We start from the raw sequence: 24,212 nt of genomic DNA, 5'->3' as shown, positions 1-24,212 counted from the left end.
GCTGTGGACGAGCGAACCTGGCATGCACGCACCGAGACGGTGCTCGTCATCGCCGGGCTCGCCTACCTGGTGGCGTACTCGTGGCGGGTGATCGCCGACCTCGACGGGACGGCCCGCACGATCGCGACGACGGTCGTGTTCGTCACGTGGGCGATGTTCATCGTCGACTATCTCGTCCGGCTCATGCTGGCGGAGGACCGTCGCACCTGGTTCCGCACCCACCTCGCCGCGCTGACGTTCGCCCTCATCCCCGTGCTGCGCCTGGTGCGTCTGCTGCGGGTGATCACGCTGATGCCGGGCCTGAGAACCACGGCCGGCGGGGTGCTGCGCACCCGCATCCTCGTCTACGGCGCCGGCGCCTCGGCCATCCTCGTCTACATCGCGTCGCTGGCGGTGCTCGAGGCCGAGCGCCATGCGCCGGATGCCGACATCACGTCGTTCGCGATCGCCCTCTGGTGGTCGTGCGTCACGGTGACGACGACGGGTTTCGGCGACTACGTGCCGGTGACGGATGCCGGGCGATGGGTGGGCGTGGGACTGATGCTGGGCGGAGTGGCGCTGGCCGGCGTCATCACCGCGACGCTGGCGTCGTGGGTGCTCGAGCGGGCCGCCCGCGATCGCGACGACCAGGAGCCCGCGACCCGCGCCCAGGTGCGTGCGCTCATGGCGCGGATCGAGGAGCTGTCCGCGCGACCTCCGGGCGGTGATGCCGGACCCGGCGGACGGCCGTCCGGAAACCCTCCGACCGGCGGTGGGGGAGGCGGACACCATCATCCGGACGGGATCGGCGACGGCGGGGACGACCGGCCGGGCGGCTGAGCGGCTGCGCGCCGCGCCGGAACGGCGAGAGGGCCGCCCCCCAGGGAAGCGGCCCTCCGGCGTGCGGCGGTCAGCCGAGCAGCTTGGCCTTCGCGGCGGTGAACTCCTCGTCCGAGAGGATCCCCTGCGCGTGCAGCTGGGCGAGCTGGCCGAGCTTGGCCATCATGTCGTCGCCCGCGGCCGGCGCCGCCGGCGCAGGCGCCTGAGCGGCCTGGGCGTTGGCGACGGCCTGGGCTGCGGCCTGGTCCATGGCGGCCTGCTGCTGGGCGGCCTCATAGGCCTCCTGCTGCGACTGCTCGTAGTACTTCTCCTGCTGGCGGTGCTGGACGCGCCCCGAGACGGCGGTCGCAGTGCCGGCGACCACCGCCGTGCGGGCGGCCATTCCGATGAGGCCGGGGCGGCCCATTCTTCCCAGTGGCATGTCTTTCTCCTCCTTCAGTCCGCGTGCTCGGAGAGGAACGCGTTGACGACGGGTGCGGGGATGCCCTCGCGGGCGATGACGGCGCCGCCGGCGTCGTACAGCGCGGCCGCGAAGGACTTCGCCCACAGCAGCTCGACGACGAGGATCGCCGCCGACTTGCCGGGCTCGAGGCTCTCGGCGAGGTAGAGGATGTCGTCCTGGCCGGCGAGGCCCGCGAGGTCGAGAGCGGGGGCGCCGTCATCGACCGTGTCGGAGAGCTCCAGCACCTCGATCTCGCCCTCGGGTGAACGCCGCGCGAACACGAGGTCGAGCAGGTTGACCGTGCCGGACTCCACGAGGTCGTCGATCGCCTGCAGCACGGCAGGGCCCGGCCGGTCGCCGTCGAACGCGATCGCATAGAACTCGATGGGCCCGTAGTCGAATGTCGTCATGTCAGTCCTCCTGATCCGTGGCGGCTAGGCCGCCAGCGCCTTCGCCTTGAGGGCGTCGAACTCGGCCTGCGTGATCGCGCCGGAATCCAGCAGGGTCTTGGCCTTGGCGATGTCGTCGGCCGCGCTTCCGCCGGAACCCGCGGTCTGCCGGATGTAGGCGTCCTGCGCGGAGCGCATGGCCTGGGCCTGCTCGATCGACCGCTTCTGCATGCCGTTCCCGCGTGCGATCAGGTAGATCAGCGCGGTGAGGAAGGGCAGGAAGATCAGGAAGATGATCCAGACGGCCTTCAGCCAGCCGTTCAGCGAGTCGTCGCGGAAGATGTCGGCGATGATCGAGAACACGACCATCAGGTAGGCCACGAACACGAAGATCCAGAAGAACCAGAGAATCAGGTCCCAGATACTGCCACCCATGCCAGGGGTCCAATCGTCGGGACGGGCAGCGCCCGTCGCTGTGAGATGAGCGCCCGCCTCGGCGGCGGGGGCCCTTGGCGGTGAGACTACCTCCGATTCCACGCGGATCACATGACGCGATTTAGACGATTTGCGGGCGTCTTGGGGGCATCATGTCCCCATGACCGATGAACCAGTCCTCGCCGACTCGGGTGTCGCCGGTGCGCCGGTCGATGAGCGGCCGCGAGGCTTGGCCCGCATCAGCGCGGCGCTCGACCACCCGCTGGCGACCGGCTTCCTCGTGACGATCGGCGTGCTCGCGGCGCTCGTACTGGGGTCGGCGATCGGCTCGATCTCGACGATCCTCGTCTACATCATCCTCGCGATGTTCCTGGCGGTCGGGCTGGACCCGCTGGTGCGCATGCTGGAACGTCACCGCGTCAAGCGCAGCATCGGCATCGCGATCGTCTTCTGCGGTTTCGCCCTCGTGATGGTCGCGGTCTTCGTGTTCGTGCTGCCGCCCGTCATCGCCCAGGTCGTGCAGCTCGTGCAGGCGATCCCCGAGCTCGTCGAGAACATCCCCGAGTCCGAGTGGTTCGCGCGGCTGGCCCCGGACGCCCAGGTCGCGGTGCTGGGCGCGCTCGAGCAGGTGGCATCCTGGATCTCCGCGCCGTCGACCCTCGCGATGCTGGGTGGCGGAGTGCTGGCGGTCGGGGTCGGCTTCGTCGCCGCGATCTCGGCGAGCTTCATCGTCATCGCCCTCACCCTCTACTTCCTCGCGTCGCTGACGGCGGCCAAGCGCGCCCTCTACTCGCTGGCGCCGGCGCGCAATCGCCCGCGGCTGGAGGACCTCACCGAGCGCATCACCGGCTCGGTCGGAAGCGCTCTCATCGGCTCGGTCATCCTGTCGTCGCTCAACGCTGCCGCCGTCTTCGTGCTGCACCTGGTCATCCAGCTGCCGTTCCCCGCGCTCATGGCGGTGATCGCGTTCGTCGTCACCCTCATCCCGCTGTTCGGCTCGGTCATCTTCTGGATCTTCGCGTCGGTCATCGCGCTGTTCACGAGCCCCACGCAGGCGCTGATCTTCTTCGTCGCGTACCTCGTCTACATCCAGCTCGAGTCGTACGTCATCAGCCCGCGGGTCATGAACAAGGCGATCGAGATCCCCGCCGCCCTCGTGCTGATCGGCGCCCTGGCCGGCGGCGCGCTCGCGGGGATTGTCGGCGTGCTGGTCGCCCTGCCCGTGATGGCCTCGATCCTGCTCATCATCCGCGAGGTCGTCGTGCCCCGCCAGGACCTCAAGGTCTGACGCGCGCGAAGACCGGACGGCCCGCGGTCAGTTCAGCGCGGACGTGAGGCGCATCAGGCCGTCGAGGAACGTGGCCCGGGCGGGCTCGCGACGCCATTCCTCCAGGGTGAGCTCGCGGCCCGCGTCGCGGTACGCCTGCTCCACCTCGCGCATCGCGGCGACGAACGACGCGCCGCGCACCATGAGCGACACCTCGCTGTTGAGGCTGAACGAGCGGATGTCCATGTTGCTCGACCCGATCACGGCGATGTCGTCGTCGATCGAGAAGTGCTTCGAGTGCAGGATGAACGGCGCGGGGTAGAGGAAGATGCGCACGCCCGCCTCGAGCAGGGCGGTGTAGTACGACCGCTGCGCGTGCCACACCATGAACTGGTCGCCGATCTCGGAGACGAACAGCTGCACCTCGAGGCCGCGCTGGCACGCGGTCGTGATGGCGTAGACCATGGCCTCGTCGGGGACGAAGTAGGGACTCGTGAGGATGACCTTCTCGGTGGCTCCGTAGATGAGCGAGAGGAACAGGCGCAGATTGTTCTCGGTGTCGTAGCCGGGACCGCTCGGCACCACCTGGCACTGCAGCGCGTCGGGCGCGGCCGACACCGGAAGCCGGGCCGGCGGCACCTGGGCCGTCTGCGAGAGGTCCTCGCCGGTCTCGATGAGCCAGTCCGACAGGAAGACGGTGTTGACGGATGCCACGACCGGCCCGGAGAGCCGGGTCATCAGCTCCTGCCACTTGAGGCCGCGCTTGATGTTCTTCGGGGAGTCGTAGTGCCGGGCGATGAGGTTCTGCGAACCCATGAACGCGACGCGTCCGTCCACCACGACGATCTTGCGGTGGTTGCGCAGGTCGGGGCGCTGGTACTTGCCCTTGAACGGCTCGACGGGGAGCATCCACGCCCACTTCACGCCGATGCGGTCGAGCTCGGCCAGCATCTTCTCGCTGTCGGCCACCTTCTTGGTCGCGACGTAGTCGGCCAGGAGGCGCACCGTGACGCCGCGCGCGACGGCGCGCTCCATCGCGGCGAAGAATCCGCGGGTGGTGTCGTCCCACCCGACGATGAAGAACTCGATGTGCACGAAGTCCACCGCGGTGTCGACCTCGGCGGTCATCGCGTCGATCGACTCCTGGTAGTGCGGCAGGAGCGTCGCTTCGTTGCCCGACGAGGCGGGGAGGGCGGTGAGCGCCTGGTTCTGCTGCACCACGCGCTGGAACCAGCGCGGCCACGCGGCATCCGTCTCATCCAGTGCGCCTGCGTCCACCCGGCTGCGGATGATCTCGTCGATGCGCGCCTGCTCCGCGCGCCGGCGCTGCGGGAGCCGGAAGTTGCCGATCACGAGGTACAGCACCACCCCCAGCCCGGGGAGCACCACGATGAGCAGGATCCACGCCATCGCCGCCGTCGGCTTGCGCCCGCGCGGGATGACGATGAGGGCGGTGATGACGATCGCGGCGTGCACGAGCGCGGCGAGCGACCACGACAGGTTGGCGAGGAAAGTCGAGTCCACGGGCTCAGTGTGGCACCCGCCCGCCCCGGCGCGCGTCGTGCACCACGCGTGATTCTCAGGGACGGAAGCCGTTGACGAGGTTCCTCCACTCCAGGAGGGGGACGAGCGGCGACAGGTCGTACTCGGGTCCGTCGATGGCCGGGATGATGAGCCGGAACCCGAGCTCGTACAGGCGGGCCGGGGCATCCGTCTCCAGCAGCGGCCCGAATCCGCGGATCGTGTAGCCGGTCGACAGCTCGATATCGGCGGGGTCGCGCTCTTCCCGCGCGCACCACTCGTGGAGCACGGCGATCTTGCGCGGCAGGTCGTCGAGCTTCGTGAAGGTGTGCCAGATATCGGCGTGCTGCGCGACCAGGCGCAGTGTCTTGCGCTCTCCCTGCCCGCCGATGAGCACCGGGATGCGGCGGGTCGGCGCCGGATTCAGCCGGTCCCACCGGGCGCGGATGCGGGGCAGGTCCTCGGCGAGGGCATCCAGGCGCGACCCGACCGTGCCGTACTCGTAGCCGTACTCGTCGTAGTCGTGCTGGGCCCACCCCGAGCCGGTGCCGAAGATCAGCCGGCCGGTCCCGGTCGCCCTCGCGCTGATGTGATCCACGGTGCGGGCCATGTCGGCCTGCAGGTCGGGATTGCGGTACGAGCTGCAGTTCACCAGTGGGCCGAACTCGACCCGCTCGGTCTGCTCCGCCATCGCGGCGAGCACTGTCCAGGCCTCGAAGTGCTCCGCGTCCATCGGCGCGGTGAGCGGGAAAAAGTGGTCCCAGTTGAAGATGGCGTCCACGCCCATCTCCTCCGCGCGCAGCACCGCGTCGCGGTAGGCCGTGTAGGAGCCGTGCTGGGGCGCCAGCTGCACGCCGATGCGCAGCGGTCGATGGGATGCGGGATGCCTCGGCTCGGGGGTCACGTGCGCTCCTCGGGTTCGGCCTCGTCGGGTCAGTTCCTGGGCTCGATGCGCAGCACGTCGGGCGACTCGCCCACCGCGAGGTCGTCGACGACGCGGACGGTGCGGGCGAGGTCGTCGACGCTGCCGATCACGGTACCGAACCGCGCCCGGTCGGAGCACACGGCGTTGACGGTGACGAAGTGCGTGCCGGTGTCCCACGTGTAGGTGGCGAACGGGGGCGTGCGCGGATCGGACGGCAGCGACATCTCGAGCTTCTCCCCGACGCCGAGGTACGGGTTGCGGAACGATTCGGTGTCGTCGTACTCCATCGGCATCATCGCGCGCGCGGCCCGCAGGTCGTTGGTCGCCTGCTGGATCTGGGCCATCACGACGACCAGCTCGGCGTCGGCCTTCCACACCCAGACGAGCACCCTGCCGGCGGCCCTGCGCATGAGGAACGGCGCGGCCTGGCTCATCGCCCACGCCGCCATGCCGCTCCCCGGCCGCGCGCCGGTGCGCGCGTCGCCCGCGGGACCGGGGAGGGCGGTCCCCGCGGCGCCGCCGAGCGCGGTCTGCGCCTGGCCGAGCAGCATCCGGATGGCCGCCTTGCGATGGCGGCGGCCGCGGAAGCCGAAGGATTCGGTCACGGGAACCCAGAGGCTGGGGTCGGCATCGGCCTGCAGTCGGGGCATGCCCCCCAGCGTACGGGGGCCGTCTGGCGCGTTCCTGGGGAGGTCGGGGAAACCCCTCGGGTACAGTGGAGCCCGCGTGTGTCCCACCCCCGCCACCGCGCCCCCCGCCGCACAGACAGGCCCAATCCCGTGACCGATCCTGCGACGCCCGACGACACGTCCGCCGATGCCGCGCCCCCTCGCGCGCTGAAGATCCTCATCGGCGCCGACACCTTCCTCCCGCACGTGAACGGCGCGGCGCGGTTCGCCGAGCGCCTCGCCGCCGGCCTGGTGTCCCGCGGCCACGAGGTGCACGTGATGGCCCCCAGCAAGACGCACCGCGAGCACGGCACCTTCACCGAGGTGATCGAGGGCCAGCCGATGACGATGCACCGGCTGCCGTCGTGGCGCTGGTACCCCCACGACTGGCTCACCTTCGTCATGCCGTTCCGGTCGAAGCACTACGCCCGGCGCGTGCTCGACCAGGTGAAGCCCGATGTCGTGCACATCCAGTCCCACATCGTCATCGGCCGCGGCCTGTCGCGCGAGGCGACCAAGCGCGGCATCCCGATCGTGGCGACCAACCACGTGATGGCCGAGAACATCCTCGACTTCACGACGCTGCCCGACGTGCTGAACAAGCGCTTCGTCAAACTTGCGTGGGCTGACGCGAAGCGCACGTTCGACCTGACGCGCGCGGTCACCACTCCGACGCGCAAGGCGGCGGACTTCCTCGAGTCGACCATCGACATCAAGGGCGTCATCCCCATCAGCTGCGGCATCGACGCGTCGAACTACACCGCCGACTTCACGCCCCGCGACGGCCACCGCATCGTCTTCGTCGGACGGCTCACCACCGAGAAGCAGATCGACGTCATCCTGCGCGCGATCGCCGCCCTGGACCCCGCCCTCGACGTGCGCTTCGACATCGTCGGCAGCGGCGATCAGCGCCGCAACCTCGAGCAGCTCACCGAGGAGCTCGGCCTGACGGAGCGCGTGCACTTCCACGGGCACACCAGCGACGAGGAGCTGCGGTCGCTGCTGTCGAACGCGAGCGTGTTCGCGATCGCCTCGATCGCCGAGCTGCAGTCCATCGCCACGATGGAGGCGATGGCATCGGGACTGCCCGTCGTCGCGGCCGACGCCGTCGCGCTCCCGCACCTCGTCCATGACGGCGAGAACGGCTACCTCTTCCGCCCCGGCGACGTGGACGACCTCGCGGCCAAGCTCACGACCGTGCTCACCCAGTCGCCCGAGGAGCGCCTGCGCATGCAGCGGGCCTCGCTGGAGGGGGTCAAGGTGCATGACATGCGCCGCACGCTCGACACGTTCGAGGCGCTGTACCGCGACGAGCCGCTGCCGGAGTAGCGCACCGTGCACGTCCTGATGTTCGGCGACCAGCACGTCGAGTCGCTCGGCGGGGCACAGGTGTCCATGCGGCTGCAGCGCCGCTTCCTCGAGAGGGCCGGCCACACCGTCACGCTGATCGCGCCGGCGATGCACGGGCCGCGGGCTCGGGCGGAGGCATCCGATCCCTCGTACGTGGACCTGCCGTCGATCCCGATCACGGTCGATCGCGAGTACTCGATGTCGTGGCCGGGCCGGCGCACCGATCGATGGCTGGATGCCGCCCTCCGCCGCCTCGTCGAGGCGACCGGGCGCCCGCCGGTGGACGTCGTCCACGTGCAGGCCGACTTCTGGGGCGCCCTCATCGGGCACCGGTATGCGCAGCGCCACGGGCTGCCGGTGGTGCACACCATGCACAACCGCGTCGACGTCGGCATCGAGGCGACCGCGCCCTTCCCGAAAACCGTGCTGCGCGTGCTCAACGCCTGGCAGCGCCGCGCCCTCGGCGTCGCCGGCGAGGCGAAGCCGGCCGGCCGGGACGGCTGGTCGTACCTGCGCCGGTTCGCGCTCCGGTCGGATGCCGTCACCGCACCCTCGTCGCACTTCGCCCGGCGGCTCGAGGCGCACGGGGCGGTTCCCGCCGGGCGCCGCGGCGTCCTGCCTCACCTGGAGGCGGCGCCGACTCCGCCCATGGTCGACGTGATCTGGAACGGCATCGACGACGACGTCCTCGACGAGGTCCTCGCCGGCGAGACGGAGCGCGCCCCCGGCCGGCCGCGGCTGGTCTGGCTGGGCCGGATGAGCCCCGAGAAGCGCCTGCTGCCCTTCCTCGAGGCGGTGGCCGCGTCGGGCATCGATGCCGACATCGAGATCATCGGCGGCGGCGGCCAGCTCCGCGCGGCGCGGCGGCTCGTCGAGAAGCTGCGGCCTCGCGCGTCCGTGACGTTCGCGGGACGGATGCCGTACCCGCAGACACTGCGGCGGATCGCCGCCGCCGACGCGGTCGTGCAGACCTCCATCGGCTTCGAGACGCAGGGGATGACGATCTTCGAGGCGGCCTCGCTCGGCACGCCCGCCGTCGTGAGCGACCCCGATCTGGCCGCCGAGCTCGAGTCGGGCCACTGGACGGTGGGGGACGGCGTCACGGCGGACCCGTCGACGGCCGCGCTCGCGGCCGCGCTGCGGCAGGCGGCATCCGACATCGCCGCCGGAACCGCGCGCATCCCCGACCCGACGATGCGCGAGCGCTTCCGCCAGTCGTCGCGGACCGCGGCGATGATCGCCGTCTACGAGCGCGTCACCGCCTGACGGTCCGCGCGCGGTGCCCGCCCCTCAGAGACGGGGAGCGGGAGCCGTGCGGCGGTGTCAGGGAAGGCGGGTGCGGTCGGTGGGAATCCGACGGTAGCCGTCGGTGCGAAGGGCGGCGATCGTCGACCCGATGGCCGCCACGGACAGGGCTGAGATGAGAATCACCATGAACATGGCAGAAACGCTACGCTTGCGTTGTAACTGCCACGAGTGGCAGGATAGACATACAACGAACGAAAACTGCCACGCCTGATCGGCGCGGCGAACGAGATGAGACGAGGGATCGAGATGAAGACGGTCGCCTGCATCGTGACGGACGGGTTCGCCCCGTTCGAGTTCGGCGTCGCGTGCGAGGCCTTCGGCCTCGACCGCTCCGAGGACGGCATCCCCAGCTTCGACTTCCGCGTCGTGACTCCCGATCCCGGGGTCGTGGAGTCCAAGATGGGCTTCTCGATCAACGTCCATGAGGACCTGTCCTTCGCCTACGAGGCGGACCTCGTCGTCGTGTCGCCGGTTCCGCATCAGTACTGGGGCCGCATCGACGAGCGCGTGCTCGACGTGATCCGCGCGGCGGTCGCCCGCGGCGCGTGGGTGCTCAGCGTCTGCAGCGGGTCGTTCGTGCTCGCCGCCTCAGGGGTGCTCGACGGGCGACGCGCGACCACCCACTGGATGTACGCGCAGAAGATGAAGGAGATGTACCCGTCCATCGACGTCGACCCCGACGTCCTCTACGTGCAGGACGGCCGCATCATCACCAGCGCCGGCACAGCCGCCGGCCTCGACGCGTGCCTGCACCTGCTGCGCCAGGAGCTCGGCGCCGAGCTGACGAACATCATCGCCCGCCGCATGGTGGTGCCGCCGCAGCGCGACGGCGGACAGGCGCAGTTCATCGCCAACCCGCTGCCCGCCACGACGTCGCTTTCGCTCGCGCCGGTGACCGATTGGATGCTCGACAACCTGCGTCTCGAGCTCACCGTCGACCAGCTCGCCGCCAAGGCGCACATGTCGCCGCGCACGTTCGCCCGCCGCTTCAAGGCCGACCACGGTGCGACGCCGGCCGCGTGGCTCGCGCGTCAGCGCATCATCCACGCGCAGCGCCTCCTCGAGAAGACCGACCTCGGGCTCGACCGCATCGCGTACGAGTCCGGCTTCGGCTCGGCCGCCGTGCTGCGGCAGAACTTCGCGCGCGTGCTCGGCATCACGCCGACCGCGTACCGCGCACGCTTCGCCTGCAACCTCGACGAGGAGTGCGGCGACGCCGCGATGACGGATGCCCCGGCCGCCGCCGAAGCGGTGGCCGAGGCATCCGTTCTCGAGCCGGTGGCCTGACGCGCAGGGCGTCAGGCGTGCCGGGCGCGGCTCAGCGGGCGTAGCCCTTCAGCTCGCGACCGTGGACCGTGAGCGCGTAGATCACCAGGACGTCGAGCGCGAGGACCGCGAGCGACAGCCATGGCTGCGCGGCGATGAGGGTCAGCTGACCGATCGCGTTGAGTGAGACGAGGATGATGGCCACGACCCGCGCCCACGTCGCGCCGGTGAGCAGCGCGATGCCGGTCAGGATCAGCAGCAGGCCGATGATGAGGTGCCACCAGCCCCACGACTGGATGTCGAGGGAGAACAGCGCCGACTCGCCGACGAAGAACGCGGTGTCGGGGCCGATCAGGGCCTGGAGGCCGTGGAAGGCGTCGATGGTGCCGGCGATGATGAGGACCACGGCGGCGAAGACGCCCCAGCCCACCCATCCCGTGACGGTGGTGTCGTTGTCGGTCATGTGAGCGTCCTTTCGTGGCGGCGAGGGTGCCGGACTGCGGCGCGAGCCGGAGGCCTGCGTCGATCGACACGCTAGCGAGCCTGGGAGAACCCTGGGAAGAGACCTCGTCACACAGGTCGCGTGAAATTCGTCCCGCGGTGCCCCGGCCAGGGGTCGGCCCGACCGCAGGGCGGTGGCCTTCGCTACCGTGAAACGCATGGCGCTCGACCCGCGCACGTGGTTCTCGCGCGCGACTCTCCGCAAGGATGCCGTCGCCGGGGTGATCCTCGGCGTCGAGGCGGTGCCCGACGGGCTCGCCGCGGGTCTGCTCGCCGGCGTGAACCCGCTGGCCGGGCTCTACGGCTACCTGTTCGGGATGGTGGGTGCGGCCGCGCTGACCAGCAGCGCCTTCATGGCGGTCCAGACCACCAGCGCCATGGCGCTCGTGGTCTCGGACGCCGAGCTCGACCGGCTGCCCGACCCCGGCCGTGGCCTCTTCACCCTCGCGATCCTCACCGGCATCATCATGGCGATCGCGGGGCTCCTCCGCGGCGGGCGCCTGATCAGCTTCGTGCCGACCGCGGTGATGACGGGCTTCGTCACGGCCATCGGCGTCAACATCGTCCTCGGCCAGCTGTCGAACTTCACCGGCTACCAGGCGGAGGGCGCCAACCGTCTGCTCAAGACCCTCGACGTGCTGGTGCACATCGGGCAGTGGAACATCCCCTCGCTCGTCGTCGGCGCGATCTCGGTGCTCGTGATCGTGGTGCTGCTGCCGACGCGGGTGGGCAGCATGGGGCTCGTCATCGCCGTCGTCGTCGGATCGGTCTGCGCGGTGCTGCTGAACCTCTGGGTGCGCGGCGAGGTCGTGCTGCTGCGCGACATCGTCGACGTGCCGCGGGGCCTGCCGGCGCCGGTGCTGCCCAGCATCGCCGACGTGCCGTCGCTGCTCATCCCCGCGCTCTCGCTGACCTTCATCGGGCTCGTGCAGGGCGCGGCGGTCTCGGCGGGGATCCCCACGCCCAGCGGGAAGCGCGCCGACGCCAACCGCGACTTCCTCGGGCAGGGGCTGGGCAACGTGGTGTCGGGGCTGTTCCAGGGCATGCCCGTGGGCGGGTCGATGTCGGGCTCGTCGCTCATCGTGCAGGCCGGCGCGAAGTCGCGGATGGCGCTCTTCATCGCGGGCATCGTCATGGCGCTCGTCGTCTTCCTCGCGGCCGATGTCGTCGCGTTCGTGGCCATGCCCGCCCTCGCCGGCCTGCTGATCGTGGTCGGCTGGCGGGCCATCAAGCCGAGCCGCGTGTACTCGGTGATGAAATCGGGCGCGCTGCCCACCACTGTCATGGCCGTCACCTTCGGCCTCACCCTGATCATCCCGCTGCAGTTCGCGGTGCTGGTGGGGGTCGGGCTCGGCGTGATCCTCTACGTCGCCGAGCAGTCCAACAGCGTGCGGGTGCGCGCGGTGCACCTGTCTCCCGACGGGCGCATGCGCGAGAGCGACCCGCCCCCGGTCGTCCCGGCGGGGGAGGTGCTCGTGCTCCAGCCGTACGGCAGCCTCTTCTTCGCCAGCGCGCCGGTGTTCGAGCGTCAGCTGCCGGACGTCAGTCGGGAGTCCAGCGGCTCGGTGGTCGTCGTGCGGCTGCGGGGAACGGACGAGATCGGGCTGTCGCATGTCGAGGTGCTGCGGCGGTTCGCCGCGCAGCTGCGCGATGCCGGCTCGACGCTCAAGATCGTCGCGACCGCGGATCGGGTCATCTCGCAGCTGGACGCCGGCGGTCTCACCGCGATCATCGGCGAGCGCAACGTGTACCGCGGCTCCGAGTGGGTCGGCGAGACCCTCCGCGCGGCGTACGACGACGCGCGCGACGAGCTGCGGGAACGCTGAGCGCCGAGCGGTGCTGGCGCTCAGCGGCATGCGCTGGTAAACTTGAGTCACAACGACTCAACTTTGCGAAGTCGGGTCCCAAGATCTCAGGAGACAGATGAACGCCACGCAGCAGCCCGGGCAGGAGGACGCGCAGAGCGCCCTCGAGCAGTTCGGGATCAACCTCACCGACCGCGCCCGCCAGGGCAAGCTCGACCCCGTCATCGGGCGCGACAGCGAGATCCGGCGCGTCAGCCAGGTGCTGACCCGCCGCACGAAGAACAACCCCGTCCTCATCGGCGAGCCCGGCGTCGGCAAGACCGCCGTCGTCGAGGGCCTCGCCCAGCGGATCGTGGCGGGCGACGTCGCGGAGTCCCTCAAGAACAAGGAGCTCGTGACGCTCGACATCTCCGCGCTCGTCGCGGGCGCGATGTACCGCGGCCAGTTCGAGGAGCGGCTGAAGGCCGTCCTCAAGGAGATCACCGAGTCCGACGGACGCATCATCACGTTCATCGACGAGCTGCACGTGCTGATGGGCGCGGGCGGCGGCGAGGGGTCGGTCGCGGCATCCAACATGCTCAAGCCGATGCTCGCGCGCGGCGAGCTGCGCCTCATCGGCGCCACCACCCTCAACGAGTATCGCGAGTTCATCGAGAAGGATGCCGCCCTCGAGCGTCGCTTCCAGCAGGTGTACGTCGGCGAGCCATCGGTTGAGGACACCGTGGCGATCCTGCGCGGGCTCAAGGGTCGGTACGAGGCCCACCACGGGGTGACCATCAGCGACGGCGCGCTCGTGGCCGCGGCATCCCTCTCCAATCGCTACATCCCCTCCCGTCAGCTTCCCGACAAGGCCATCGACCTGATCGACGAGGCGATGAGCCGCCTCAAGATGGAGATCGACTCGAGCCCGCTCGAGATCGACCAGCTGCGCCGTCAGCTCGACCGCATGCGGCTCGAGGAGCTGGCGCTCAAGAAGGAGAAGGACCCCGCGTCGAAGGAGCGGCTGGCGAAGCTGCGCGAGCAGATGGGCACCGCCGAGGCGGAGCTCTCCGAGCTCGAGAAGCGGTGGGAGCGCGAGCGCGCGAGCCTGAACCGGGTCGGCGAGCTGAAGAAGCAGCTCGACCAGGCGATCATCGACCGCGACCGCGCGCTGCGCGAGGCGGACTACACGCGCGCCTCCAAGCTCGAGTACGAGACGATCAAGCGCCTCCAGGTCGAGATCGCGCAGGCCGAGCAGGCCGAGGCCGCGTCGTCGGAGGACCGCATGGTCAACGAGCAGGTCACCGACGAGGACATCGCTGCCGTCATCGCGGCGTGGACCGGCATCCCGGTCGGGCGCCTGCTGCAGGGCGAGAGCGAGAAGCTGCTGCATCTCGAGAGCGAGCTCGGCAAGCGCCTCATCGGCCAGAAGTCGGCGGTGAAGGCCGTCGCCGACGCGGTGCGCCGCAGCCGGGCCGGCATCAGCGACCCGGGTCGTCCGACGGGGTCCTTCCTGTTCCTCGGTCCCACCGGCGTCGGCAAGACCGAGCTGGCGAAGGCGCTCGCCGACTTCCTCTTCGACGACGAGCACGCCATGGTGCGCATCGACATGTCGGAGTACGGCGAGAAGCACACCGTCTCGCGCCTGGTCGGCGCCCCTCCCGGCTACATCGGCTACGAGCAGGGCGGTCAGCTCACCGAGGCCGTGCGGCGGCGCCCCTACTCGGTGGTGCTGCTCGACGAAGTCGAGAAGGCCCACCCCGAGGTGTTCGACGTGCTGCTGCAGGTCATGGACGACGGGCGTCTCACCGACGGCCAGGGCCGCACGGTCGACTTCGCGAACGTGATCCTGATCCTCACCTCGAACCTCGGCTCGCCGATCCTCATCGACCCGACGCTGTCGTTCGAGCAGAAGCGCGAGTCGGTCATGGCGATCGTGCGGCAGGCGTTCAAGCCGGAGTTCCTCAACCGCCTCGACGACGTCGTGATGTTCTCGGCGCTCAGCGAGGACGATCTGGCCCAGATCGTCGAGCTCACGGTCGACGCCCTGCAGCGGCGGCTGAAGGACCGCCGCCTGACCCTCGCCGTCACGCCCGACGCGCGCGCGTGGCTCGCCGAGCGCGGCTACGACCCCGTGTTCGGTGCCCGGCCGCTGCGCCGCCTCATCCAGTCCGAGATCCAGGACCGCCTCGCGATGGCGCTGCTGTCGGGCGGCGTGCGCGACGGCGACATCGTCCGGGTCGACGTGGCGGCCGACGGCTCGCAGCTCGTGCTGACGAGCGACGGCCCCGTGGCATCCGCCCCGCCGGTGGCCGAGGACGACGACGTGATCGAGGCCGAGCTGCTGGACGACTGACGCCGGGCGCCTCGCGGCGCGGGGCGCGGTGTGCGGCGGCGCGGGGGTAAACACCGCAGATGCGACGAGACACCGCCCGATCCGGTGGTGTCCCGTCGCGTTCGTGGTGTTTCGCCTGCGTGGAGAGGGACGGATGCCGCAGCCCGTGGCGCCAGTCCCCATGCCACGCCTCTCGCCCGGCGTCTCCCGGAGTAGACACCGCAGACGCGACGAGACACCGCAGACGCGACGAGACACCGCCCGATCCCGTGGTGTCCCGTCGCGTTCGTGGTGTTTCGCCTGCGTGGAGGGGGACGGATGCCGCAGCCCGAGGCGCTCGCCGTAGCCAGCTGGGCCCGCCGCCGCGCCCGAGGGGCGGGGCGTGAGAGCATCGAGGATGCGCTCCGTCCGCGCCCTGTGGGGCTCGTCGCATCCCGGGCCCACCCTCGTCGTGACGGCGCTCGCCCTGGCGCTGGGGATCGCGACCGGCCTCGAGCCCTGGCGGCTGGTGCTGCTGACGCTCGCGGTGTTCGCCGGCCAGCTGTCGATCGGCATCTCCAACGACGCGCTCGACGCCGCGCGTGACCGGGAGGTCGGCCGCGCCGACAAGCCGCTCGCGCGGGGCGACGTCCGGCTCGGCGTGGCGTGGGGCGCGGCCGGGGGACTGCTCGCCGCGGCCCTCGTGCTGTCGGCACCGCTCGGATGGCGGATGCTGGCGGCGCACGCCCTCACCCTCGGCTCGGCGTGGGCGTACAACGGGGGGCTGAAGTCAACGCCCTGGTCGATCGTGCCGTTCCTCGTCAGCTTCGGGCTGTTCCCGTCGCTGGCGACACTGGCGGCGCCCGACCCGGCGTTCGCGCCGGGGTGGGCGTGGATCGCGGGCGCCGCCCTCGGGGCGGCCGTGCACCTCACCAACGTGCTGCCCGACCTCGACGACGACGCGCGCACGGGCGTGCGCGGCCTGCCGCACCGGCTCGGCCCCCGCGTCTCGGCCATCGTCGCGGCGATCGGCGTCGTGGGCGGCGCAGTCGCGGTGCTGCTCGGCGCCGCGGGAGGAGACCTCGCCGCCGTGCGGCCGGTGTCGTGGGTGTTCTTCACCGCGGTCGTCGTCCTCGCCGGCGCGACCGCGTGGCTCGCGGCCACGCGTCCGCCGAGCCGGCTGCTGTTCCGGCTCGTCATGCTCGCCGCCCTGCTGCTCGCGGTGCAGCTCGTCGCCTCCGGAGAGGCGCTCGCCGCCTGAGGGCCCGTCCGGAAGCAACCCTTCACATATCGGACAAGTTCTGGAAGTATCTTCCAGAACGAACCGACCAGGAGGATCGACGATGCCCCTCGACCGCACGCCCCACGAACCCCAGCTCTCGCCCGGCCTCGACCGGCGCGGCTTCCTCACCCTCGCTGTCGCGGGCGCCGCGGCATCCGCCTTCACCGTCACGATCGGCACGCTGAGCCCGACCCCGGCGCTCGCCGCGACCGCGGGAGCCGAGGCATCCGCCCTCGCACCGCGCAAGCGCGAGCTGCGGGCGATGTGGATCTCGTCGGTCGTCAACATCGACTGGCCGTCGCGCACCGGGCTCAGCGCCGCCGATCAGCAGGCCGAGTTCCTCCACTGGCTCGATGTCGCCGAGCAGTTCCACCTGAACGCGGTGTTCGTGCAGGTGCGCCCCACCGCCGACGCGTTCTGGCCGAGCCCGCTCGAGCCGTGGTCGCAGTACCTCACCGGCGTGCAGGGTCGCGACCCGGGCTACGACCCGCTCGCGTTCATCGTCGAGGAGGCCCACCGCCGCAACCTCGAGCTGCACACCTGGTACAACCCCTACCGGGTGTCGATGGGTGCCGACCCCTCGGCACTCGTGCCCGACCACCCCGCCCGCGTGCATCCGGACTGGATCTGGGCGTACGGCGGCAAGCTCTACTTCGACCCGGGCCTGCCCGAGGCGCAGGAGCACATCCAGCAGGCGATCCTGCACTCGGTCGAGAACTACGACATCGACGGCGTGCACTTCGACGACTACTTCTACCCCTACCCGGTGGCCGGGCAGACGATTCCGGATGCCGCCACCTACGCCGCGCACGGCGCGGGCTTCGAGGACATCGCCGACTGGCGGCGCCACAACGTGAACACCTTCGTGCACTCGGTCTCTCAGCGCATCAAGGCGCTGAAGCCGTGGGTGAAGTTCGGGATCAGCCCGTTCGGCATCTGGCGCAACCGCACGACCGACCCGCTCGGCTCCGAGACCGGCGGCTCGCAGTCCTACGACATGCAGTTCGCAGACACCCGCAAGTGGGTGCTCGAGGGATGGCTCGACTACATCAACCCTCAGATCTACTGGCAGTTCGGGCTCGCGGTCGCAGACTACGCGAAGCTGGTGCCGTGGTGGGCCGACGTGGCGGCGACATCGGGCACGCACCTCTACATCGGCGAGGCGCTCTACAAGGTGACCTCGGGCGTCTTCACCGATCCGGCCGAGCTCTCGAATCATCTGACGTTCGACCGCGAGATCGACGCGACGCGCGCCCCTGTGCACGGCAACGTGTACTTCTCTGCCAAGCACGTGCCCGCCGACCCGAAGGGGTCGATGTCGATCGTGCGCGCCGACCACTACTCGCGTCCGGCGATCGTGCCGGCGATGCCGTGGCTGCCGGCCGGCGACCTTCGCACGCCCGTGCTCGCGAACGCCGTGCACGGCGCGGGCGGAGTCACGGTGCAGTGGTCGGATGCCGCACCCCCGAGCGCCCGCGCGACGTCCTTCGCCGTCTATCGTGCTGACGGCCAGGTCGCCGCGATCGACACCGAGGATGCCGCCCACCTCGTGGCCACACGGCGCGCGCAGCCCGGGGTGGTGCAGCGTTTCGTCGATGCGACCGCAGAGCCCGGCGCGGTGTACACGTACGCGGTCACCGCCCTCGACCGGGTCTGGAACGAGAGCGCGGCCAGCGGCGTGCGCGTCACCGAGTAGCGGCGTGCGCGCTCGCTGACGGTGCCCGGGGACGGCCCGCGCCGGGACTAGGCGGGTCTGTTCGTCGGCGTGCGCATCCGGCCGGCGGTGAAGGGCAGCACCGGCGCCCGGTACACCACGGCCGGCGGGTCGTCCGGCTCGAGCGTGAACTCGGCCTGGCCGAAGCGCCAGAGCCGGTTGAAGAGGAAGACGCCGAGCGTCACGGTCCGGTCGGCGGGGACCTGCCACGTGCCGAGGCCCCACTGCGTCGGCTGACCGCGCCCGTCGATGACGAGCGTCGGCTTGACGCCGGCGTAGAGCGCGAACCAGGGCTTGTGCAGCGTCAGCTCGATGCGACGGGATGCCGCGTGGGCAGCGCTCATCCGCGGCTCCACCCTCGTTCGGCGTCCGCGTCGAAGCCCATGGCGTACGCGCGGGCGAAGAGCGGCGCCGACGGCGGCGCGAGCATCGCCCGCACCCCAGCCCGCCGCGCGGCGTCGGCGGCACGGAGCGGCCGGCCGAGCGCCGTGTTCATCGACGCGAGCGCCGCGGCCAGGCGGGCCGAGCGCAGGCGCCGCGTCTCCCAGCGCGCCAGCTCGACGTCGGGCGCCGAGCCGGTCGTCACCCACGAGGCGAGCAGCGGTGCCAGCGTCGCGGCGTCGAGCAGGCCGAGGTTCATGCCCTGGCCCCCGATCGGGCTGACCTCGTGCGCGGCGTCGCCGATCGAGAAGATGCGCCCGTTGCGCAGCCGGGGCGCCACGACCCGGCGCACGCCGAAGGCCGTCGCCGTCTGCACCGCGTCCGCCGCGGCGTGCTCGCCGCGGCGGGCGAGCGCGTCGCGCAGCCGCTGCGCCTGAGCGGCGGGGTCGTCGTCGGCGCGAGGGTCGTCCCACGCCACGAACCGTCGCGAGCCACCCGGGAGGGGGAACGACTCCAGCACGCCGTCCCGGTCCAGGTGCACCACCGCGACGTCGGGGTCGGCGTGGTGGCCGGTGGTGGCATCCGTCATCAGATAGCGGTCGGGGTACTCGCGCCGCCGCACGGCGCCCGGCCGGTAGACGAGGTCGCGCCCGCCCGCGCCCGCCGCGACCACGACGAGCTTCGCCTCGAGCTCGACGGGGCGGCCGCCGATGCCCGCGCGCACCACCACGGCTTCGGCGCGCGGCAGCACCGCCATGACGTTCGCTCCGCGCAGCGGCTCCGGCGCGTCGGCCGCGAGCACGGCCTCGGTCGCGGCCTGGGGCAGGGTCGCCACGAAGGGGAAGCGGGTCGCAAGCCGGTCGAACCGCACCGTGCCGAGCAGCCGCCCGTTCGAGCGCGCCTCCCCGCGGTGCACCCGGACCGCGTGCGTGAGCAGGCGATCCGTCACGCCCGAGGCCTCGAGGGTCGACAGCACGGGTGCATGGATGCCGATGGCCCGCGTTCCGTCCCCCGCGGCGGGGCGCCGTTCGAGCACCTCGACGTCGATGTCTCGCCGCCGCAGCGCGCCGGCGAGCAGCATGCCCACCGGCCCGGCCCCGACGACGACGACGTCAGCCATCGCCCTGCGCCGCGGCGACGAGTCGGAAGGGCACCGGGATCCGCACTGTCCATGCGCCGGGGTCGGCGTCGTCGAGGCGCGCCGCGAGCTCGCCGGGGGTGTAGCTGCGGCGGATGGAGCGCAGCCCGTCCGTGCGCAGGAACGTGCCCGCCTGGAAGGGCGTGATCCCGACGGCGTACAGCCCGTAGGCGACGCGGGAGCGGGCGATGTCGCTGTGCAGCACGAGCCCGCTCGACAGCGCGCGGGACTCGGCCGCGAACCGCTCGAGGTCACCGTTGAGATGATGCAGAACGTGGTTCGAGAGCACGGCGTCGAACGGATCGCCCTCGTCGACGAGGGTCGCGGCATCCGCGCATCGGAACGTCGCCCCGGGAATCGGCTCGCGCGACTCCGCGACCTCGTGCGCGCGGGCGTCAGGATCGACGCCGACCCACGACACGTCGAGGCCGTCGCTCCGCGCGGCGGACGCGAGCCGCGCGACGAGATCGCCGCCACCCGACCCGATGTCGAGCACGCGGGCGGGCCGCCCCAGTCCGGCGAGGTGCGGCCGCAGCATGGTGCGGTACACGGTGCCCCATCCCGAGATCAGCCGATTCACGGTCTCGAAGCGCTGCAGCGTCGCGCGCAGGCGCTCCGGGTCGCACGCGGGGTCGTCCATGATCTCGGCGAGCCGCTCGTCGCGGACGGCGAGACTCACGCCCGAACCCCCGCGCTCGCCGCAAACGCCACGCTCCCCGCAGCCCCCGAGCCCCCGGCGACGCCCGCCATCATGCCGTGGCCGCCATGGCGAGCGACCCCCGGTCGACCTCCAGGCCGGCGGGCCGCCGTCGCGTGAGCAGCGCCGACTCCACCGTCAGGCCGGGACCGAAGGCGAGCCCCGCGACCCGCGTCCCGTCGGCGAGGGCGTCGTCGCGCAGCAGCGCCGCCAGGATGAACAGGATCGTGGCGCTCGACATGTTGCCGTACTCGCGCAGCACGGTGCGCGAGGCGGCGAGGGCGTCGGGGGCGAGCTCCAGCCCCGCCTCGACCCGGTCGAGCACGCTGCGACCGCCGGGGTGCACCGCCCACGCCGCGGGCGGCTCGCCGTCGCCGACGAAGCGCGTCACCGCGCCGCGGATCTCCCGCCCGATGATGCGGGGCACCTCCGCCGAGAGCACCATCTCGAACCCGTTGTCGCCGATGGTCCAGACCATGTCGGTCTCGCCCTCGTCGGTCAGCGCCGTCCCGAATCGCTCGAGCTCCAGCCCGCCCGGACGCCCGATCTCCGCGTCTGCCGTGACGACAGCAGCGGCCGCGCCGTCGGCGAAGACGGATGCCGCGACGATCTGCTGCGGGTCCGACGACGCGCGCACGTGCAGGGAGCAGAGCTCCACGCACACCACCAGCACGACGGCGTCGGGCCGCGTGTGCGCGAGGGCGGTCGCGACCCGCAGCGCCGGGAGCGCCGCCGCGCACCCGATGAACCCGAGGTGGCAGCGCTCCACCGTCGTGGGCAGCCCGAGGTCGCGGACCAGCCGGTAGTCCGGGCCGGGGGCGAAGAACCCGGTGCACGAGACGGTGACGACGTGTGTGACGGCGGATGCCTCGATCCCGCTGTCGGCGAGCGCGGTACGCGCGGCCGCGGAGGTGAGCCCCGGTGCGAGGCGCGTGTAGAGGTCGTTGCGGGTGCCCGTCGTGGGGGAACGAAGCAGTCCGTCCGCGCCGAGGAAGGTGCGCTCGGCGGAATCGCCGAGGACGCCGGGCAGGGCCGCCAGCTCGTCGACGACGGTGTGACGGCGCTCGATGGCCGACGCGTCGAACACGGCCTGGATGCGCCGCCGCGTCAGCCGGTCCACGCCGTCCTGCGCGGCGAAGAGAGCGCGGACGTCGTCCTGCTGGATGCGGGTCGGAGGAACCGCCGTGCCGATCGAGACGATGCGGGCCGTCATGGAGCAACCTAAGCATGCCCGGACGCCGGAACGCATCGGATTGCCAGATCTTCGGACCTGGGATACGGATGCCGCGACCCGCCCCTGCAGGCGACGGCAGGGGCGGATGCCGCGACCCGCCCCTGCACGACGGGCCGCGGCATCCGGATCTTCCGTCAGTCCTCGGTGCGGTCCGCCCGCTTCTCGAGAGGCGCGGTGTGCTCGGCGTGCGCGTCGGGCAGCTCCCGCATGCGCCAGAACGGGCCGATCGCCACGAACAGGCACGCCAGCAGCTGACCGGCGGCCGCGATCCACAGCGTCGGCACCGTGCCGATCCAGGTGCCGAGTGCGCCGGCCAGCAGTGCGGCGATGGGCATGACTCCCCACACGACGAACCGGATCGACGCGTTCATGCGGCCCAGCAGCCGCGGCGGGGTGATGCGCTGGCGGAACGTCACCTGCGTGATGTTGTACAGCAGGACCGTGAAGCTCATGATGAAGCCCTGCACCGCGAGGAACGGGAAGGCGAGCGCCGGAAAGAGCGACGCGACGGGCAGGAAGAACGGCGCGACGCAGAACGCGATGGCGCTGACCGGGATCGCGCGGGCCTCACCCAGCCGGGCGACGATGCGCGGCGTGGCGATGGCGCCCACGACGCCGCCGATCGCGCCCACCGAGAAGACCAGCCCCAGCATCTCGGGCGTGAATCCGAGGTCCCGCAGCAGGAAGATCGGCAGAAGCGTGGTGGCGATCGTGCCGAAGAAGTTCCCCCCGCCGGTGGTGCCGACGATGCGTCGCAGCAGCGGGTTGCCGAACACCCACCGCAGGCCCTCGCCGATCTCGTGGACGAGCGGCTTGCGGTCCTCGGGGGCCCGCAGCTGCTCGTGGTCGCGGGTGAAGAGCAGCGCCACGAACGACACGAGGTAGGTCGCGACGGTCGCGAGGATCGCCAGTGGCGCCGTGAGAACGCCGATGAGCCAGCCGCCGATGCCGGGTCCGGCGATGTTGGCGAGCTCGTACGTCGACTGCAGCTTGCCGTTCGCCTCCGCGATCTGGTTCGAGCGCACCAGCGACGGGATGATGCTCTGGTACGAGACGTCGAAGAAGACGGTCGCGACGCCCATGACGAGGGCGACGACGATCATGTGCCAGATCTCGAGCACGCCGAGGATCGCCAGCACCGGCAGCGAGGCGAGGGCGACGGCGCGCAAGAGGTCGGCCCAGATCATGACGCGGCGCTTGCGCATGCGGTCGATCCAGGCGCCGGCGGGGAGGCCGACCACGAGGAAGGCTGCGACCTGCGCCGCGTTCAGCAGGCCGACCTCCCACTCGGTGGCGTTCAGCGCCAGCACGGCGAGGACGGGGACCGCGAGCTCGGTGATCTGGGCGCCGAACTGGCTGAAGGCCTGGCCGCCCCACAGTGTGAGGAAGTTGCGGTCCCGCCACAGCGAGCCCTTCGGCGCCGCGGCGCGCGCGGCGGCGGGGGCGGCGGCATCCTGATCCGCCTCCACCGCGCCCTCGGCGCTGGCGCGCGAGACGGGGGTGGACGCTTCGGCGCGCACGCCGTCGTCGATGTCGTCCGCCACCGCCGGCTCGTCTGATTGGGACATGTCAATCAGTCTGAACGACTGATTGAGGACTGTCAATCACTCTTGTACGCTGAGGGCATGGCGGACGCCGGCGAGGAGCGCATCGAGCTGCGCGCGGGGGATCCCGAGGCCGAGGCCCGCATGCGTGCGCTGAGCTCGCCGCTGCGATTGCGCGTGCTGCGACTGTGCGCGTTCGAGTCGCGCACCAACAAGGAGCTCGCCGAGCTGCTCGGCATGAACCCCGGCACGATGCTGCATCACGTGCGCACACTCGTGCAGACCGGATACCTCGCCGCCGAGCCCGAGCGCAGCGGCGCGCAGGGCGCCCGCGAGGTGCCGTACCGCGCGACCGGGCTGTCGTGGCGCACGTCGATGCCGGGCGGCTCGCCGGTGCTGATCGAGACGTTCCTGCAGCAGATCGAGGGCATCGATCCCGACGACCTCGACACCACCTGGCTCGGCCTCAAGCTCACCGCCGAGCACCGGGAGGAGTTCCAGCACCGGCTGTACGAGCTCGTCAACGAGTTCAAGGAGCGTGGTCCCGACCCCGACGGCGACACGTACTCGTTCTTCAGCACGCTGCACCCCGACGAGAATCCGCCCGCGGCCGGCTGAGGGGCGGCGCTTCTTGCGGCCGGCAGAAGGGTGTGGGAACTTCTGCCGATGACGGATGCCGCGCCCCGCGGCCGCGTCATAGCCTGAGCCCATGACCACCGCGACGGCCGACCTGTACGACGATCGCGGCGACGAGCTGGACTCGCTCGCGCTGCAGCTGTGCGACCTGGGCGGGCGGGTGGCCTTCGACGGGCCGATCCGCACCGTGCGCTGCCACCGCGACAACGCGCTCGTGAAGTCGGTGCTCGCCACGCCCGGCGACGGCGCGGTGCTCGTCGTCGACGGGGGCGGCTCGCTCGAGTCGGCGCTCGTCGGCGACCTCATCGCGGGCTCCGCCGTCGAGAACGGCTGGTCCGGCATCATCGTGCACGGCGCGGTCCGCGACCGTGCCGCGCTCGCGGCGCTCGACCTCGGCGTCAAGGCGCTCGGGTCGAATCCCCGCAAGAGCGCCAAGGCCGGCGCCGGCGAGGTGGATGTGCCGGTGGAGATCGCCGGTGTGGTGTTCTCGCCGGGCAGGCACGTCTGGGCCGACGCGGACGGCGTGCTCGTCGAGCGCTGACCCCGGCGCCACGCCGGGCACCGACCCCGACGCCACGCCGAGCGCCGAGACGGGCG

The 24,212-nt window shown here is 71.4% G+C and carries 23 protein-coding genes; 11 read left to right on the top strand and 12 right to left on the bottom strand.

Annotated features, from left to right (window positions below):
• Positions 1-3 precede the first annotated feature (3 nt).
• Positions 4-819: a potassium channel family protein gene (locus tag ACFRAL_RS01480; protein WP_378878956.1), complete on the top strand. Its 816-nt coding sequence runs from the start codon at positions 4-6 to the stop codon at positions 817-819.
• A gap of 70 nt (positions 820-889) precedes the next feature.
• Here the strand turns inward: ACFRAL_RS01480 and ACFRAL_RS01475 are convergent, their stop codons facing one another.
• From ACFRAL_RS01475 to ACFRAL_RS01465, 3 genes are read right to left on the bottom strand one after another with little or no spacing between them, the layout of a single operon-like run.
• Positions 890-1,225, bottom strand: a complete 336-nt coding sequence (locus tag ACFRAL_RS01475; RefSeq protein ID WP_336395032.1) for an SHOCT domain-containing protein — start codon at positions 1,223-1,225, stop codon at positions 890-892.
• A 29-nt stretch (positions 1,226-1,254) separates the two neighbouring features.
• Complete coding sequence (locus ACFRAL_RS01470) at positions 1,255-1,671, bottom strand: DUF6325 family protein (RefSeq protein WP_378878954.1); 417 nt, start codon at positions 1,669-1,671, stop codon at positions 1,255-1,257.
• A 24-nt stretch (positions 1,672-1,695) separates the two neighbouring features.
• Positions 1,696-2,085 carry an SHOCT domain-containing protein gene (locus tag ACFRAL_RS01465; RefSeq protein ID WP_378878951.1) on the bottom strand — a complete coding sequence of 130 codons (390 nt, stop codon included), beginning with the start codon at positions 2,083-2,085 and terminating at the stop codon, positions 1,696-1,698.
• 160 nt (positions 2,086-2,245) lie between these two features.
• Here ACFRAL_RS01465 and ACFRAL_RS01460 point away from each other — a divergent pair, with 160 nt between their 5' ends.
• Complete coding sequence (locus tag ACFRAL_RS01460) at positions 2,246-3,373, top strand: AI-2E family transporter (protein WP_378878948.1); 1,128 nt, start codon at positions 2,246-2,248, stop codon at positions 3,371-3,373.
• 27 nt (positions 3,374-3,400) lie between these two features.
• Here the strand turns inward: ACFRAL_RS01460 and cls are convergent, their stop codons facing one another.
• Genes cls through ACFRAL_RS01445 form a run of 3 tightly spaced genes read right to left on the bottom strand, consistent with a single transcriptional unit; the run spans position 3,401 to position 6,448 of the window.
• Positions 3,401-4,876, bottom strand: coding sequence for a cardiolipin synthase (gene cls / locus ACFRAL_RS01455; RefSeq protein ID WP_378878945.1), 1,476 nt, complete (start codon positions 4,874-4,876; stop codon positions 3,401-3,403).
• Positions 4,877-4,931: 55 nt separating this feature from the next.
• Complete coding sequence (locus ACFRAL_RS01450; RefSeq protein WP_378878942.1) at positions 4,932-5,777, bottom strand: LLM class F420-dependent oxidoreductase; 846 nt, start codon at positions 5,775-5,777, stop codon at positions 4,932-4,934.
• Between the two features lie 29 nt (positions 5,778-5,806).
• Positions 5,807-6,448: a hypothetical protein gene (locus ACFRAL_RS01445; RefSeq protein ID WP_378878939.1), complete on the bottom strand. Its 642-nt coding sequence runs from the start codon at positions 6,446-6,448 to the stop codon at positions 5,807-5,809.
• Positions 6,449-6,577: 129 nt separating this feature from the next.
• Here ACFRAL_RS01445 and ACFRAL_RS01440 point away from each other — a divergent pair, with 129 nt between their 5' ends.
• The 3 genes from ACFRAL_RS01440 to ACFRAL_RS01430 all read left to right on the top strand — a co-directional run bounded on the left by ACFRAL_RS01440 (position 6,578) and on the right by ACFRAL_RS01430 (position 10,411).
• Positions 6,578-7,795, top strand: a complete 1,218-nt coding sequence (locus ACFRAL_RS01440; RefSeq protein WP_378878936.1) for a glycosyltransferase — start codon at positions 6,578-6,580, stop codon at positions 7,793-7,795.
• A gap of 6 nt (positions 7,796-7,801) precedes the next feature.
• Positions 7,802-9,082 carry a glycosyltransferase family 4 protein gene (locus tag ACFRAL_RS01435; protein ID WP_378878934.1) on the top strand — a complete coding sequence of 427 codons (1,281 nt, stop codon included), beginning with the start codon at positions 7,802-7,804 and terminating at the stop codon, positions 9,080-9,082.
• 288 nt (positions 9,083-9,370) lie between these two features.
• Positions 9,371-10,411 (top strand): GlxA family transcriptional regulator, encoded by a 1,041-nt coding sequence (locus ACFRAL_RS01430; RefSeq protein WP_378878931.1) that lies wholly within the window; start codon positions 9,371-9,373, stop codon positions 10,409-10,411.
• Positions 10,412-10,442: 31 nt separating this feature from the next.
• Here the strand turns inward: ACFRAL_RS01430 and ACFRAL_RS01425 are convergent, their stop codons facing one another.
• A complete protein-coding gene (locus ACFRAL_RS01425) occupies positions 10,443-10,853 on the bottom strand; it encodes a hypothetical protein (protein WP_336394177.1) in 411 nt (136 codons plus the stop codon).
• A gap of 196 nt (positions 10,854-11,049) precedes the next feature.
• Between ACFRAL_RS01425 and ACFRAL_RS01420 the strand changes: the two genes are divergently transcribed.
• From ACFRAL_RS01420 to ACFRAL_RS01405, 4 genes are all read left to right on the top strand, one after another.
• On the top strand, positions 11,050-12,717 hold the full coding sequence (locus tag ACFRAL_RS01420) for a SulP family inorganic anion transporter (protein WP_378878928.1): 1,668 nt from the start codon (positions 11,050-11,052) through the stop codon (positions 12,715-12,717).
• Between the two features lie 97 nt (positions 12,718-12,814).
• A complete protein-coding gene (locus ACFRAL_RS01415) occupies positions 12,815-15,031 on the top strand; it encodes an AAA family ATPase (protein WP_336394179.1) in 2,217 nt (738 codons plus the stop codon).
• A gap of 376 nt (positions 15,032-15,407) precedes the next feature.
• On the top strand, positions 15,408-16,250 hold the full coding sequence (locus tag ACFRAL_RS01410) for a UbiA family prenyltransferase (RefSeq protein WP_378878924.1): 843 nt from the start codon (positions 15,408-15,410) through the stop codon (positions 16,248-16,250).
• 82 nt (positions 16,251-16,332) lie between these two features.
• Positions 16,333-17,967 (top strand): glycoside hydrolase family 10 protein, encoded by a 1,635-nt coding sequence (locus tag ACFRAL_RS01405; protein WP_378878921.1) that lies wholly within the window; start codon positions 16,333-16,335, stop codon positions 17,965-17,967.
• A 47-nt stretch (positions 17,968-18,014) separates the two neighbouring features.
• Here ACFRAL_RS01405 and ACFRAL_RS01400 read toward each other — a convergent pair whose 3' ends face one another.
• The 5 genes from ACFRAL_RS01400 to ACFRAL_RS01380 all read right to left on the bottom strand — a co-directional run bounded on the left by ACFRAL_RS01400 (position 18,015) and on the right by ACFRAL_RS01380 (position 23,003).
• Positions 18,015-18,329 carry a hypothetical protein gene (locus ACFRAL_RS01400; protein WP_336394182.1) on the bottom strand — a complete coding sequence of 105 codons (315 nt, stop codon included), beginning with the start codon at positions 18,327-18,329 and terminating at the stop codon, positions 18,015-18,017.
• Positions 18,326-19,486 (bottom strand): FAD-dependent oxidoreductase, encoded by a 1,161-nt coding sequence (locus ACFRAL_RS01395; RefSeq protein WP_378878917.1) that lies wholly within the window; start codon positions 19,484-19,486, stop codon positions 18,326-18,328. Before ACFRAL_RS01395 ends, ACFRAL_RS01400 begins: the two co-directional genes overlap by 4 nt.
• On the bottom strand, positions 19,479-20,183 hold the full coding sequence (locus tag ACFRAL_RS01390; protein WP_378878915.1) for a methyltransferase domain-containing protein: 705 nt from the start codon (positions 20,181-20,183) through the stop codon (positions 19,479-19,481). Before ACFRAL_RS01390 ends, ACFRAL_RS01395 begins: the two co-directional genes overlap by 8 nt.
• 70 nt (positions 20,184-20,253) lie before the next feature.
• A complete protein-coding gene (locus ACFRAL_RS01385; RefSeq protein ID WP_378878913.1) occupies positions 20,254-21,414 on the bottom strand; it encodes a type III polyketide synthase in 1,161 nt (386 codons plus the stop codon).
• 155 nt (positions 21,415-21,569) lie between these two features.
• The gene (locus ACFRAL_RS01380) at positions 21,570-23,003 is read right to left on the bottom strand and encodes an MFS transporter (protein ID WP_378878911.1); all 1,434 of its coding nucleotides are present in this window, start codon (positions 23,001-23,003) and stop codon (positions 21,570-21,572) included.
• 57 nt (positions 23,004-23,060) lie between these two features.
• Between ACFRAL_RS01380 and ACFRAL_RS01375 the strand changes: the two genes are divergently transcribed.
• Positions 23,061-23,597 (top strand): ArsR/SmtB family transcription factor, encoded by a 537-nt coding sequence (locus ACFRAL_RS01375; RefSeq protein WP_378878909.1) that lies wholly within the window; start codon positions 23,061-23,063, stop codon positions 23,595-23,597.
• Positions 23,598-23,688: 91 nt separating this feature from the next.
• Positions 23,689-24,156 carry a ribonuclease E activity regulator RraA gene (gene rraA / locus ACFRAL_RS01370; protein WP_378878907.1) on the top strand — a complete coding sequence of 156 codons (468 nt, stop codon included), beginning with the start codon at positions 23,689-23,691 and terminating at the stop codon, positions 24,154-24,156.
• The last annotated feature ends 56 nt before the right edge of the window (positions 24,157-24,212 follow it).

It is taken from the genome of Microbacterium sp. NPDC056736 (assembly GCF_042790415.1).
Classification (GTDB): domain Bacteria; phylum Actinomycetota; class Actinomycetes; order Actinomycetales; family Microbacteriaceae; genus Microbacterium.
This window is presented reverse-complemented; position numbering and strand designations above follow the sequence as displayed.

Bases quoted from the DNA above. Each gene is read 5' to 3' on its own strand.
- ACFRAL_RS01475 (WP_336395032.1), bottom strand. From the start codon at position 1,225: ATGGGCCGCCCCGGCCTCATCGGAATGGCCGCCCGCACGGCGGTGGTC.
- ACFRAL_RS01470 (WP_378878954.1), bottom strand. From the start codon at position 1,671: ATGACGACATTCGACTACGGGCCCATCGAGTTCTATGCGATCGCGTTC.
- ACFRAL_RS01465 (WP_378878951.1), bottom strand. From the start codon at position 2,085: ATGGGTGGCAGTATCTGGGACCTGATTCTCTGGTTCTTCTGGATCTTC.
- ACFRAL_RS01460 (WP_378878948.1), top strand. From the start codon at position 2,246: ATGACCGATGAACCAGTCCTCGCCGACTCGGGTGTCGCCGGTGCGCCG.
- ACFRAL_RS01445 (WP_378878939.1), bottom strand. From the start codon at position 6,448: ATGCCCCGACTGCAGGCCGATGCCGACCCCAGCCTCTGGGTTCCCGTG.
- ACFRAL_RS01430 (WP_378878931.1), top strand. From the start codon at position 9,371: ATGAAGACGGTCGCCTGCATCGTGACGGACGGGTTCGCCCCGTTCGAG.
- ACFRAL_RS01425 (WP_336394177.1), bottom strand. From the start codon at position 10,853: ATGACCGACAACGACACCACCGTCACGGGATGGGTGGGCTGGGGCGTC.
- ACFRAL_RS01420 (WP_378878928.1), top strand. From the start codon at position 11,050: ATGGCGCTCGACCCGCGCACGTGGTTCTCGCGCGCGACTCTCCGCAAG.
- ACFRAL_RS01415 (WP_336394179.1), top strand. From the start codon at position 12,815: ATGAACGCCACGCAGCAGCCCGGGCAGGAGGACGCGCAGAGCGCCCTC.
- ACFRAL_RS01410 (WP_378878924.1), top strand. From the start codon at position 15,408: ATGCGCTCCGTCCGCGCCCTGTGGGGCTCGTCGCATCCCGGGCCCACC.
- ACFRAL_RS01405 (WP_378878921.1), top strand. From the start codon at position 16,333: ATGCCCCTCGACCGCACGCCCCACGAACCCCAGCTCTCGCCCGGCCTC.
- ACFRAL_RS01400 (WP_336394182.1), bottom strand. From the start codon at position 18,329: ATGAGCGCTGCCCACGCGGCATCCCGTCGCATCGAGCTGACGCTGCAC.
- ACFRAL_RS01395 (WP_378878917.1), bottom strand. From the start codon at position 19,486: ATGGCTGACGTCGTCGTCGTCGGGGCCGGGCCGGTGGGCATGCTGCTC.
- ACFRAL_RS01385 (WP_378878913.1), bottom strand. From the start codon at position 21,414: ATGACGGCCCGCATCGTCTCGATCGGCACGGCGGTTCCTCCGACCCGC.
- ACFRAL_RS01380 (WP_378878911.1), bottom strand. From the start codon at position 23,003: ATGTCCCAATCAGACGAGCCGGCGGTGGCGGACGACATCGACGACGGC.
- ACFRAL_RS01375 (WP_378878909.1), top strand. From the start codon at position 23,061: ATGGCGGACGCCGGCGAGGAGCGCATCGAGCTGCGCGCGGGGGATCCC.
- rraA (WP_378878907.1), top strand. From the start codon at position 23,689: ATGACCACCGCGACGGCCGACCTGTACGACGATCGCGGCGACGAGCTG.